This window comes from Paraburkholderia sp. 40 (assembly GCF_050434105.1).
In the GTDB taxonomy this organism is placed as follows: domain Bacteria; phylum Pseudomonadota; class Gammaproteobacteria; order Burkholderiales; family Burkholderiaceae; genus Paraburkholderia; species Paraburkholderia tuberum.
In genome coordinates, this window is the sequence record NZ_JBNPVY010000003.1 from 1 (window position 1) to 12247 (window position 12247).

General features: G+C 63.5%; 10 protein-coding genes and 1 pseudogene. 6 read left to right on the forward strand and 5 right to left on the reverse strand.

The genetic code is table 11. The features are described from left to right. Positions 1 to 855 (reverse strand): AI-2E family transporter (locus OKW28_RS15470; RefSeq protein WP_429447030.1); only part of this gene is annotated, 855 nt, incomplete at its 3' end. 466 nt (positions 856 to 1321) lie between these two features. Here OKW28_RS15470 and OKW28_RS15475 point away from each other — a divergent pair. Further along, positions 1322 to 2600: pseudogene (locus tag OKW28_RS15475) on the forward strand (hypothetical protein). Positions 2601 to 2639: 39 nt separating this feature from the next. On the opposite strand, the gene OKW28_RS15480 reads toward OKW28_RS15475, so the two are convergent. After that, positions 2640 to 3428, reverse strand: a complete 789-nt coding sequence (locus OKW28_RS15480; RefSeq protein WP_429447032.1) for a hypothetical protein — start codon at positions 3426 to 3428, stop codon at positions 2640 to 2642. 369 nt (positions 3429 to 3797) lie between these two features. Between OKW28_RS15480 and OKW28_RS15485 the strand changes: the two genes are divergently transcribed. Next, positions 3798 to 5384: a phospholipase D family protein gene (locus tag OKW28_RS15485; RefSeq protein WP_429447034.1), complete on the forward strand. Its 1587-nt coding sequence runs from the start codon at positions 3798 to 3800 to the stop codon at positions 5382 to 5384. Positions 5385 to 5392: 8 nt separating this feature from the next. Here the strand turns inward: OKW28_RS15485 and OKW28_RS15490 are convergent, their stop codons facing one another. Together OKW28_RS15490 and OKW28_RS15495 are read right to left on the reverse strand one after the other, a co-directional pair. After that, entirely contained in the window at positions 5393 to 5947 is a 555-nt protein-coding gene (locus OKW28_RS15490; protein WP_429447036.1) for a hypothetical protein, read from the reverse strand. A 106-nt stretch (positions 5948 to 6053) separates the two neighbouring features. Then, on the reverse strand, positions 6054 to 6437 hold the full coding sequence (locus tag OKW28_RS15495) for an SHOCT domain-containing protein (protein WP_184045085.1): 384 nt from the start codon (positions 6435 to 6437) through the stop codon (positions 6054 to 6056). 163 nt (positions 6438 to 6600) lie between these two features. On the opposite strand from OKW28_RS15495, the gene OKW28_RS15500 reads away from it, so the two are divergent. Continuing rightward, a complete protein-coding gene (locus tag OKW28_RS15500; RefSeq protein ID WP_429447038.1) occupies positions 6601 to 6816 on the forward strand; it encodes a hypothetical protein in 216 nt (71 codons plus the stop codon). A gap of 170 nt (positions 6817 to 6986) precedes the next feature. Here the strand turns inward: OKW28_RS15500 and tssH are convergent, their stop codons facing one another. After that, positions 6987 to 9680, reverse strand: coding sequence for a type VI secretion system ATPase TssH (tssH, locus tag OKW28_RS15505; RefSeq protein WP_429447040.1), 2694 nt, complete (start codon positions 9678 to 9680; stop codon positions 6987 to 6989). Between the two features lie 614 nt (positions 9681 to 10294). Between tssH and OKW28_RS15510 the strand changes: the two genes are divergently transcribed. The 3 genes from OKW28_RS15510 to tssE are packed head-to-tail and all read left to right on the forward strand — an operon-like array spanning position 10295 to position 12247. Next, positions 10295 to 10912: a TagK domain-containing protein gene (locus OKW28_RS15510; protein ID WP_429447042.1), complete on the forward strand. Its 618-nt coding sequence runs from the start codon at positions 10295 to 10297 to the stop codon at positions 10910 to 10912. After that, the gene (locus OKW28_RS15515; protein WP_429447044.1) at positions 10896 to 11732 is read left to right on the forward strand and encodes a type VI secretion system accessory protein TagJ; all 837 of its coding nucleotides are present in this window, start codon (positions 10896 to 10898) and stop codon (positions 11730 to 11732) included. Before OKW28_RS15510 ends, OKW28_RS15515 begins: the two co-directional genes overlap by 17 nt. Next, entirely contained in the window at positions 11729 to 12247 is a 519-nt protein-coding gene (tssE, locus tag OKW28_RS15520) for a type VI secretion system baseplate subunit TssE (protein ID WP_090810720.1), read from the forward strand. Before OKW28_RS15515 ends, tssE begins: the two co-directional genes overlap by 4 nt.

Below are 12247 nucleotides of genomic sequence, written 5' to 3' on the forward strand. Positions count from 1 at the left end.
CGGATCGAGAATATTGCCGATCACGAAGTGAACCGCGGTCAGCGACACCAGCACGACCAGGATCGAATTCAGGTCGCCGAACTGCAGCACCGACATCAGCACCGGGAACACGATCGCGAGCACCGAGCCGATATATGGCACGTAGTTCAGCAGCGCGGTCAGTATCGCCCACAGCCCGGCGAACTCGAGGCCGACGCTGCGCATCGCGAGCCAGCAGATCCCGCCTAGCAGCACGCCGAGAAACGTCTTCAGCGCGAGATAGGCGCCAATGCGCCGGTTGATGTCGGTGACCACGCCCCGGATGCGCGCCGCGTTGGTCGAATTGGCGGTCATGTTCGTCAGCTTGTCGCCGAACGTCCGGCGCTCGACCAGCAGAAAACTCGCATACAGCACGATCACGAACAGGTCGATGATCACCGACGACAGCGACGCCAGCATGCCGGTCACCATCGCCTGAATATTCAACTGTGTGAGCATGTTCCGCCGCAGCGATTCCCACGTCGGCTCGCTTTCGAGGTGCAGCAGCGTCGAAATCTTGTGGATCATCAGCAGGACCGAGTCCTGATAGCGCGGCGCGAGCGCCACGAGCGCGTCGTAGTTCTCGACGAGCATGTCGACCGCGAAGAAGATCGCGGCGCCGATCAGGAACATCGAGAGTCCGTAGCGCAACTGGACCGGCAGCCGCGGGCCGATGACCGGGATGCGTTGCAGCAACCGCGTGAAGTCGACCACCACGTATACCGCGATCGCGCCGAACACGATCGGCACGAAAACCGCGCGCCCGATATACAGCACCCAGCCCACAATCAGCAGCAGCACCACTACATATACGGATGCTTGCAATCTGTCGGTCATTGGTCAGTGCTCCATGAATCCGCAAACAGGTGCGCCAGAGAGTCACCCCAGGGTCACCCGAGGACAAAGGCGATGGCCGGGCACGCGCCCGCCGTGCGATCCCCTTACCCGCCGGTCGCGCGATGGACAGCACTGATCTTCGCACAGAACGATGACAGCTCACATAAAAAGCGCGCCAGATCGCTCCGCCGGCAAGCTCCGGGCCGACACCTCGAAATGCGCCAGCAGAATGTCGCGAAACGTTGTGATGCGCCGGATTCGCTCGTGAAACCCATCTGCTACGCTGCCCTAATCGGTTTCAATCACCTCACGTGATCCGAAGCGCGCGCCTGCGTCACGCGGTGGTAGCGCACGGCCGAATCCATGCAGTGAAGCCGCGCCGCGCGTGCCGTGCGATGTCCGCGCTGTATCTGTGCGTGATGTCCGACTGCACGCATCCTCTCACCTCACGACATGGGAGTACGAGATGCTGCAACGGCTGGGGTCGCGATTCGTCGCAGCGGGTCTGATGTGGACATTGTCCGCTTGTGGCGGTGGTGGGGGCGGCAGCGGCGCCGCCCCGGGCAGCACCGGCTCGAACGGCGCGGCTGGCGCGACCACGCCAGCATCGAGTCCCGCGCCCGCGTCGAGTCCGACACCGGCATCGAGTCCGACCCCCGCGTCGAGCCCGTCGAGCGCATCCGACGCGAGCGCCACGACACCGAAGCTCGCCGCCGCGACGCCGATCATCGACGGCACGACACTCGGCGCCGCGATCTGGCCCGCGGGCGCCACGTCATCGGGAGGAGCCGGTCAGCCCGTCAGTGGACTGAACTGCGGGTTGCGTAGCACCGCTTACACGTACGCGCACGTCTCGATCTACCAGAACGGGCAGCTACTGACGCTGCCACCCAACATCGGCATGGTCGAGCCGACCATGACCACGCCGACTGGCTGCGCATATCCGGTGCACACGGTCGATTCGAGCGGCAAGATCCATATGGACGCGACGACCGGCGCGACCTATACGCTCGGCCAGTTCTTCTCGATCTGGGGCGAGACGCTGAGTGCGTCGAACGTGGCGGGTTTGACCGCCTCGCCAGTCGCGATCTACGTGAACGACGGCGGCACGCTCACGCAATATACGGGCGACCCCGCGAGCCTCGTGCTGAAGCCGCACACCGAAATCACGGTCATGGTCGGCACGCCTGTCACCCAAGTGCCCACCTACACCTGGACCGATCCGCCGCCGTTCGACCCGAACCCGATCACGCTCGTCTTCGGAGGCGTGGTCGGCTCGTCGTTCTGGCCGAACGGCACGACCTCGACGGGCGGCACCGGCACGCCGGTCGACGGCCTGACCTGCGCGCCGGACATGAGCGTGCTGTACCACGTGCACGCGCACCTCGCGATCATCAAGGACGGGCAGTGGCTCGCGTTGCCGATGAACGTCGGCATCCTGTCGCAATGCACGTATGAGATGCATACGCACGACAACACCGGCATCATCCATATCGAAGCGCCGAACGTCAAGACCTATACGCTCGGCGACTTCTTCGATATCTGGGGCGAGCCGCTGACGAACACGAACGTCGCGGGCATCATGGGCAACGTGGTTGCGTATATCAACGACAACGGCGATTCCCGCCGCTATATGGGCGATTTGGCGCAGTATCGAGCTGACGTCGTTGCGCGACATCACGCTGCAAATCGGTACGCCGCCGGTAAGCACGTTGGCGACGTATTCGTGGTACGAACCGCAGTGACGTCGGCCGGAGGCCGCGTCACTTCGCCATGGCGCGGCTTCAACGCGACGTACCCGAATGTCCGATACCGCCCGGCCGGCGCGGCACGATGCCCGCGACGGAGCGCGGCGCCGCGTTCGCGACCAGAATCATCGCCGCGCCGGCGAGACCGCTCGACACGTGCTTCAACGCATGGCCGGCGATCATGTGATGCGTCAGCTCCCATATCTGCCAATCGAGGCTTTCGAAAATCTTCGCGACGCCGTAGAAGACGATCACTAGCGTCCATGCGATCACGCCGTCCACCTTGCGCGTGAACGTCAGGCCGACGATCAGCATGAGCCCGCCGAACTGAAGAATCGCGTAAGGCCACAAGCTGTTGAACACGAGCCAGTAGCCGACGGTGGCGGGCGACACGACCACCATGATCAGCATCTGCGCCCAGCCGACCCGCTGTCCGCTCCACGACGTCCATAGCATGGCGAGGATGCCGGCGAACACGATGGTCATCGGCAGGCGGTCCCAGACGAGCGTCGCATCGTTCGGCGCCATGTGGTAGTAAGCCGAGCCGAACGCGGTGAAGAGCAGCCCGAGCGCGGCGACGACCATGCCGGGAAATTGCGCCGGCTGGTCGGACGCATGGCGCCGGACCCAACGCAGACAGAACACACCGGCGATCAGAATGACGACGTTCGACAGCACGTCCGCCGCATGGTGCAGCGGCCCCAGCGAGCGTTGATCGGCGAAGTGGTGATACGAGGCCGGCTGCGCGAGCGGCCATATCATCTGCAGCGCGGTGCCCACCACGAAAAGCAGCACGCTAGCAAGCAGCAAACGGGAGATCTTCACGTTGCTCGACTCCACAGTGGACGAAACGCTCGAAGGCGCCGTGGACCGGACCCTTTACGCTGACACGGAGCGGATCGCGCTCGATTGCATGGAAACCATGCGGTCGATGCGCGGCCGGGTTGGCCCCCGTTCGAATTCGCGCAGCCTGCTCGTATCATCGGACAAAGCGCTTTGCGCAACAAGAGCGTCGGGCGGCGCACCGATGGGCATGCGCTCATAGTATTCTTCTCCACCAATGCAAGTTGCGTGCAAGCATGCGCGCGACACCGTCAGTACAGGCGGTCGAGCGAAGCTTTGTCGAGCAAGCCACGCGATGTTCCGATTCTGGAACCGGCCGGGTCGCGCGACCCAAAGGAAGACCTGGACTCCATGCAAGCGCAGATGCACCACCCGTCGTTCCCGCATCGCCGATGGAGAAGCGCGCTGTGCGCGCTGCTGTGCGCAAGCCTGCTGGCCGGCTGCGCGCCGTTACCGTCGCTCGAGGATCGCAAGGAGTCGCATGCGTTGTCGCCCGCGGTGGCCGCCACCACGGATCTCGGTCGCGCGGTCGCGCCGGAGCTGGCCGCGCATGCGGGGCTGGCGGGCATTTATCCGCTGGCGGATGCGCATGTCGCGTTTGCCGCGCGCATGGACCTGATCCGTTCCGCGCAACGCACGCTCGACATCCAGTACTACATCTGGCGCGACGATCTGACCGGCACGCTGCTGCTCGAACAGATCCACGAAGCGGCGGACCGGGGTGTCCGGGTGCGCCTGCTGCTCGACGATCTCGGCATCGCCTCCGCGCTCGACCCGACACTGGCGGCGCTCGACGCGCATCCGAACATCGAGGTGCGCCTGTTCAACCCGTTCGTCGTGCGCAGCCCGAAAATCCTCGGCTTCGTGACCGACTTTTCGCGCGCCAATCGGCGCATGCACAACAAGTCCCTGACCGCCGACGCCACCGCGACGATCCTCGGCGGCCGCAACATCGGCGACGAGTACTTCGATGCCACCGACGGCGTCGTCTTCGCCGACCTCGACGTACTCGCGGTCGGACCGGCCGCGACCGACGTCTCGCGCGATTTCGACCGCTACTGGGCAAGCGCGTCGGCGTATCCGGTCGGGAAGATTCTGCCGCACGAGAGCGTCGATGAGCTGGTCACGCTGGAGCGTAATGCGCAGGCGATCGAGCAGGATCCTGCCGCCGCTGAGTATAAGGAAGCGCTGCGCGGCCCGCGCGTCGTGCAGAACCTGCTCGACGACAAGCTGCCGCTCGACTGGGCCAAAACGAAGATGATCAGCGACGACCCAGCGAAAGGCCTGAACGACGCGCCGCCGGAAGCGCTGATTTCCCACCAGCTCCGCGAAGTGATGGGCCAGCCGACGAAGTCGCTCGACCTCGTCTCCCCGTACTTCGTGCCAGCAAACACGGGCACGCGGTATCTGAGCGGGCTCGCCGCCCAGGGCGTCGACGTGCGTGTGTTGACGAACGCGCTCGAAGCGACCGATGTCGTCGCCGTGCACTCGGGCTATATGAGGCGGCGCGTCGAGTTGCTGCAAAACGGCGTGCACCTGTATGAATTGCGGCGCGTGGCGGGCGCCACCTACAAGAAAGAACAGTCGCCGGGGCCGTTCGGCAGCTCCGGGTCGAGCTTGCATGCGAAGACATTCATCGTGGACTCCCAGCGGGTCTTCGTCGGTTCGTTCAACTTCGATCCGCGCTCCGCGCATCTGAATACCGAGCTTGGACTCGTCATCGACAGCCCCGATCTCGCGACGCGGGTCGATCGCAAGTTTCTCGCGCTGCTGCCGACCGTCGCGTACGCGGTGCATCTCGACAAAAACGGCAAGCTGTACTGGATCGAAACCAACGGCGACGTCGAAACCCGCCACGACACCGAACCGAATACGACGTGGTACGCACGGCTCGGTGTATGGATGCTGTCGCTTATGCCAATTGAGTCGCTGCTATAGCTCGCAGTTCAGAATCGTCGCAAATCGCGATCTCGCAGTGGATCGGGCGTGCGCTGCGTCTCGCGCAACACGCCGTTGGTGTCGAACGCGAAATTGAACAGCATGTGGTGGATGTTGCTTTCGATATAACGGTATGACCAGACTTCGCGTTGCGAGAGCCGGAAGAACTGCGTTTGCACGGGGCGGCCGAAATTGATCAGCACATCGTCGCGCGTCCATTTGCCGATTTCCGCGCGATTGAATTCGCTCAACTGCAAGACCTGACGCACGTTCACGATCTTGCCTGAAGCGTCGATATCGGCGGCGACGGTGGTCGAGCCCATCGGCTGGGTCGGCCACATCAGTCGGCGGCCGCCCCCCGGCAGGTCATAGACTTCGCGCGGCGGACCCATGCGGGCGACGATCGCCGCTTGATCCTGACCCGCCTGGAATTGCTGCCACGGTTGCGCGCAAGCCGCGAGCATCAACGCCGTCGCGCACGTGAGCGCGGCGCGGCGCAATGCCAGCGGGGCGCGCGCGGTTCGCGCGGCAGCGTTCCGAACGTGGGCGAGGCGGGTAAACAAGGGTTCCTCCCGTTACGTTCGATCGCGCGGTCCCTCACCGCGCAAAAGCGGAGGCGACACGGGCTGCGCGCCCGCTCGCCCATGGCTGCAGTCAGGTAACCGACGCTTACTGCACGAGCTTCGCGCGCAGACGCGAGTGCTCTTCCCCGGAAATCGAACCGGACGCTTTCAGCTTGTCGAGCTTCTCGATTTCGTCGGCGACACTGAAGCCCACCACATTGCGCAGATCTTCCCGCACCTGCTTGGCCCGCGCCTGATCGCGTTCCGCCATGCCGCGATGCTGCGTGAGCAGATACGCGAAAATGCCGATATACGGCAGGATGATGAGAAAAATCACCCACAGAACCTTGCCCCATCCGGACACGTCATGGCGGCGGAACAGGTCGCTCGACACCGTGATCAACAGCCAGAACCACAGGATAAAGATGAAGATGGAGAAAACGTCGGCCAGAAAATTCGGGAATGTGAAACCATCATTGAAGAAAAGCATTGTTGTTCTCCAGTCATTCCGGTTGCAATTGAAAGGCTTAACGGATTTCGACCTATGGTTGCCCCGCTATGGATGACGCATACGATCAGCACGGCAGCGCCGAAAACCTACCATGACCGCATGTCGATTGCGCACGCGCATTCATACTGTATGAAAGACATGCATGAGTTTCAATGGCTCATTTAAAGCTGCAAACCCGCTGTTCGTCACGTCTTTCATTTGTGCTCCTCACTTCGGGCGCCGCAAATGCATGATGCGGATCTTTTTTGTCTTTATAGCTTATCCCGATCGTGTAACGCGAGCAATTTTTAAGGATTCCGTTCGATTGACGATTTCTGGTGGTGTGGCGATCATGCCGCGTGGCATTGAACATGCATAAGTGAAAATGATGTCAAAAACCAGCGCTTTTGCCCGGCAAAAAAAATGCCAAAAGAGACGTTTGCGAAGCATCCATGCAGCCCCTGACCGGCCGGCTATGCGCCTCGTCACGCCGCTGCACGATCAACGCGACTCGTCATTCGCGATGCAGGTCACCGAGTGCGAAGCCGACTACACATGGCGGGACGACCGAACCACGAGCGCTTCAACAGGTGCCGCGGCCGGATCGCTCACCTCGATCGTCATATGCGTGAGCGCGCTTTTCGCTGCAAACGCATCGAGCCACTGCCGGGCGAGGCGCGGCAGCACGTGCTGTTCGATGAAGCCGATCAAAAGACGCGCACCGGTCTCCTGCACGAGGCAGCGCCCGACGATGTAGTCGACCACCTCCGCCGCATAACTCAGCGCGATGCGGTTGTTGTCCGCCATCCGCCGAACGACTCGATCGAGATGCAAACGCACGATCCGCGCGAGCGAATCCGAGCCCAGCGGACGATACGGCACCAGCGTCACGCGTCCGAGGAAGGCGGCCGGAAACGCCTTCAGCAATTCCGTCGAAAGCGCGGAACGCAGACCGTCAAAGTCCGGCGCGAGCATTTCGTCCGCGCATAGGCTCGCGGTCAGATCGGAGCCGACATTGCTGGTCATCAGGATGGTCGTATTGCGGAAATCGATATAGCGACCATCGCCGTCTTCCATGTAGCCTTTGTCCAGCACCTGGTAGAACATTTCGTGCACGTCGCCGTGCGCCTTTTCAATCTCGTCGAGCAACACGACCGAGTACGGACGTCGGCGCACCGCTTCGGTCAGCACGCCGCCATCGCCATACCCGACGTAGCCAGGCGGCGCGCCCTTGAGTCCCGAGACCGTATGCGCCTCCTGGTACTCGCTCATGTTGATCGTGATGAGGTTCTGCTCGCCGCCATAGAGCGCCTCCGCCAATGCGAGCGCGGTTTCCGTCTTGCCGACGCCGGACGGCCCCGCGAGCAGGAAGACGCCGAGTGGCTTGCGCGGGTCCGCGAGCCCGGCGCGCGCCGTCTGCACGCGCTCGCCGATCTGCTGCAACGCGTCGTGCTGGCCGATCACGCGTGCCGCGAGCGTGGCGGGCAGCACCTGAACGGCGCTGACCTCATCGGTGATCATGCGTCCGACTGGAATACCGGTCCAGTCAGAGACGATGTCGGCGACGATCGCTTCGCCGACTTCCGGGAACACGAATGGCGTATCCGCCTGCAGGTTCGATAACGTCCGCTCCAGCTCGCGCAACGTCTCCAGCGCGGTCGCCGCGCGATCGCGCGCGTCGGCCTCAGGTCCGGCTGCGGCGGCGCGCTCGCTTTCGACCTCGCGCGCGTGCGCCAGCGCCTTCGCCACATCGGACTGGGCCTGCCAGGCGGCTTCGACAACACTTTCCTCGAGCTCGAGCGTCGCGATGGTCGCCTTGACGTCGGCCAGCGCGGCCTCGCTGCCGAGCCCGATGCGCACCTCGTTACCGAGCAGCTCGGCTTCGACGCGCGCGGCTTGCAAGCGCTCGCGTATCCGCTGCAATTCGCGCGGCGGCGCATGCTGCGATAGCGCGACGCGCGCGCAGGCGGTGTCGAGCAGGCTGATCGCCTTGTCCGGCAACTGACGCGACGGGATGTAGCGATGCGACAGTGACACGGCTGCGCGAATCGCTTCGTCGAGAACCACGACGCCATGATGGCTCGCGAGCGTGCGCGCGAGTCCGCGGACCATATCGATCGCGGACGGCTCCTCGGGCTCGGCGATCTGCAGCACCTGAAAGCGCCGCGTGAGCGCCGGGTCCTTCTCGATGTGCCGCTTGTACTCGGCCCACGTCGTCGCGCCGATCGTGCGCAACGCGCCGCGGGCGAGCGCCGGTTTCAGCAGGTTCGCCGCGTCGCCGGTGCCGGCCTGGCCGCCGGCGCCGACCAGCGTGTGAATCTCATCGACGAACAGCACGACCGGCGCCGACGACTTCGCCGCCTCCTCGAGTACCGACTTCAGCCTGGCCTCGAACTCGCCCTTCATGCTCGCGCCGGCAAGCAGCGCACCGACGTCGAGGCTCAACAGCCGCACGTCGGCAAGTTTCGGCGGGACTTCGCCGGCCGCGATCGCGCGCGCGAGGCCTTCGACTACCGCCGTCTTGCCAACCCCGGCGTCGCCGGTCAGCAACGGATTGTTCTGACGCCGGCGCAACAGCACGTCGATCATCGTGCGAATCTCGACTTCGCGCCCAACCACCGGATCGATTTCACCGGCGCGCGCGCGTGCGGTCAGATCCGCGCAAAACTGCGCGAGTGCCGCGCCCTTCACCGATGCAGCGAGCGCACCGGACGCCTCGCCCGGCACCGCCGGCGAAAAGTCACTCTGGTCGTACGGGGCGTCCTCCGCTTCGGGGGAGCCGGCAATCCACGCCGGCAACGCATCGTGAAGGCCGTCGACGGCAATCTTGCCGAACTCCGGCGAAATGGCCAGCAGCAAGCGACGCAACTCAGGCGTCTCGACAAGCGCCGCCATCAGCCATGCGCCGCGGATCCGACCGTCGCCGAATGCCAGCGTCGCGACCACCCACGCGCGCTCGATTGCCGTCTCGACGTGATGCGAAAAATCCGTGAGCGCGCTCGCGCCTGACGGCAGCGCGGCAAGCGCGGTCTGCAGGTCCCGCTCGAGCAGTTCGCGGCTGATGCCGCAGTGTCTGACGATGCGGTGCAGGTCGCTATCGGACTGCGCGAGCAACTGGTGCAGCCAGTGCGCGAGCTCGATATACGGGTTGCCGCGCAGCTTGGAAAACGCCGTTGCGGATTCGATGCTCCTGAAGAGCGTTGCGCCGAGCTTGCCGAACAACGCGTGGCGTGAAATGGACATGATGACGTTGCAGGTAAAGATGTTTGTAGCGGAAAGGCGTGGCCTCGCGTTGGCATCCCGCGCTCCGCGGGCAGGTATCCAAAAAAGCGCGCCGGCCAGACTGATCGAGCGACAAAGGATAGCCGGTCGATCGCTGCGTGTATTTGGGCCGTCGCCCATATTCCGCTCAAGGAGCGCGAAGTAGCATTCATATCTTCCACGCGCCAACCCACATTTTCAGTTGGTGATTTTTTTATTTCTGCGGCGAGAGAGTTTTTACAAATGCGCGCTTTCCAGGCAAATCTCATTCGCCGTTGCATACCGGTCAGGCCATGACTGGATATCACGCTCGCTGGGACCATTCGCCCTTCGAAGCAAGCGCGCTCAGGACCTTCGCACGAACGATCCAGTCTTTCCGGCTCGCTCCAACCGTTTCGCGAATCGATCTGTCGGAAATGAGTGAGGCAAGCCAGCGGGCCTTCGCACGCGAGAACAGTCACGCCGGCGTGGAGGGTTCGCCTCGCGCTGGGCCGAGCCCGCATACCGACCTTCAGCCTATGCCCGATTTATTACGGAACCCGCCTCTCGAAATAGCGAATGCGTCTGGAGACTTTGTCCAGGCACCACCGTCGAGCGTGAATTCTCCGGCGGACCGGATCGAGCCCGTGCTCACGCATCCGGACGACTTCAGCGACCTGATCGCACTAGCCGACGAGGACGAAAACGATCCGCTGCAGTTGCGGCGCGAACCGAATCCAGCGGAACCCGGCGCACACGACGGCATGGCAAAGCTTCTGGCAGCCGACATCGACGAAGCGGACCCGCTCGCCGCGCTCACGCTGGAATATCGTCACGCGCTGTCGAGCCAGAAGAGCGGCAACGCGCACGAGCCCAAGGCGTCGGCCGAAGATCACGGCGAGTCGATCATCGGCTCACCTCACGATCCGTTCGCCGAGCTTGTCGATCCGTCGCGTGCTGAAGCCTCGGTGTTCGACCTGCTGACGAAGGGGAAGAACATCGACACCCTGCTCGATAGCCTTGACTCGTTCAGTGCCGAGCAGATTTTCGAGGCGAACGAAACCCACGAGATCCTCGCGCTGCTCGCGCCGCGCGGAATTCCCGCGCACCGTGCGAGCAGAACCGCGCAGCTTGCGCGCGAAGAACATCACATGATCAGTATGGACAGCCACATCGCCATGCCTGAATCGATTGAATACGAAGAGCCTGAATTTTCAGATGAAAATAACCGCTGAGCTTCCCAAGTCGGACACGCCAACACTTCGCAGTCTGCTCGACGCGCAGACTTACTGCGAACTCAAGGAGCAAACCATCGACAACGTGCGCAAGCATCCGTCGAACGTGCGCGAACGCTGGCTGTTGTTCGAGCTGTTGTGCCTCGACGGTGAATGGAAACGCGCGTTACAACAGCTGCAAACCTGGGCCACGCTAGAGCCAGAAGGCACATCGCGCGCCCAGATGTATCGCGGGCTGATTCGCAGCGAGATGTTTCGCGCCGAGGTGTTCGCGGGTCAGCGCGCGCCGGGCGAGATCAATCCGCTGCCGGAGTGGGTGAAATCGCTGCTGCAAGCCAACGTCAAGCTGGGCGAGGGCAACCTCGCCGCCGCCGACGAACTGCGCGGCGCCGCGTTGAACGCCGCGCCGGCCACGCGCGGCGACAGCACGCAGATCGGCGCATTCGAGTGGCTGACCGATAGCGATAGCCGGCTGGGCCCCGTGTGTGAGCTGACCGTAGCGGGCGGGTATCGCTGGGTGCCGTTCGACTCGATGAAATCGCTGACACTCGGTCCGGTCACCGCGCTGACCGACCTCGTCTGGCGCTCGGCCGTCGTGAGCCTACGCGACGCGACTATCCTGCGCGGCTACCTGCCGGTGCGCTATCCCGGCTCGGAAAGTGGTCCCGCCGCCACCCGGCTCTCGCGCGAAACTACCTGGAAAGACATAGGGGAAACCGGCGTGATCGCGCTCGGCCAGAAAACCTGGAGCACCGACAAGGGCGACGTCGGCCTGCTCGACATCGGCGAATGCCGGTTCAATCACGACGAGCACGTATGACCACGTCCGACGCGCGACACCGGCAAGCCTACATGCCGTCGCTGATCGACCGCCTGCTCGACGATGCGCCCGCGCGGCGCAGCGAGCGGCCGGAGGCCTATGCGCCCAACAGCGAAGGCATGCGCCGCATCATCCAGCGTGATCTCGGCCTGCTGCTCAACACGACGAACCTGGACGACGAAATGGACATCGCGCGCTACCCCATGCTAGCCGCGTCGGTCGTCAACTACGGCATTCCCGCGTTGTCCGGCAGCTACCTCACCAGTCGCAACTGGGAAACCGTCGAGAAAATGGTCCGCAACGCGATCGTTCGCTTCGAGCCGCGGCTGATTCCCGAGTCGCTGCGCATCCGGCCGCTCAATAGCAAGAACCCGGTACGCTACAACCAGCTCGAGTTCGAGATTCATGGCCTCATGCGCTGGTCGCCCTATCCACTGGAATTTCGCATCCAGAGTGCATTCGACATCGAAATGAATCACGTCACGTTCGAGCTGGGCTCCGGCAAGGGAAGTTGA

Coding starts and splice junctions, on each gene's coding strand:
- OKW28_RS15515 (WP_429447044.1), top strand. CDS start 10,896: ATGAAAATAACCGCTGAGCTTCCCAAGTCGGACACGCCAACACTTCGC.
- OKW28_RS15495 (WP_184045085.1), bottom strand. CDS start 6,437: ATGCTTTTCTTCAATGATGGTTTCACATTCCCGAATTTTCTGGCCGAC.
- OKW28_RS15485 (WP_429447034.1), top strand. CDS start 3,798: ATGCAAGCGCAGATGCACCACCCGTCGTTCCCGCATCGCCGATGGAGA.
- tssH (WP_429447040.1), bottom strand. CDS start 9,680: ATGTCCATTTCACGCCACGCGTTGTTCGGCAAGCTCGGCGCAACGCTC.
- tssE (WP_090810720.1), top strand. CDS start 11,729: ATGACCACGTCCGACGCGCGACACCGGCAAGCCTACATGCCGTCGCTG.
- OKW28_RS15500 (WP_429447038.1), top strand. CDS start 6,601: ATGAGTTTCAATGGCTCATTTAAAGCTGCAAACCCGCTGTTCGTCACG.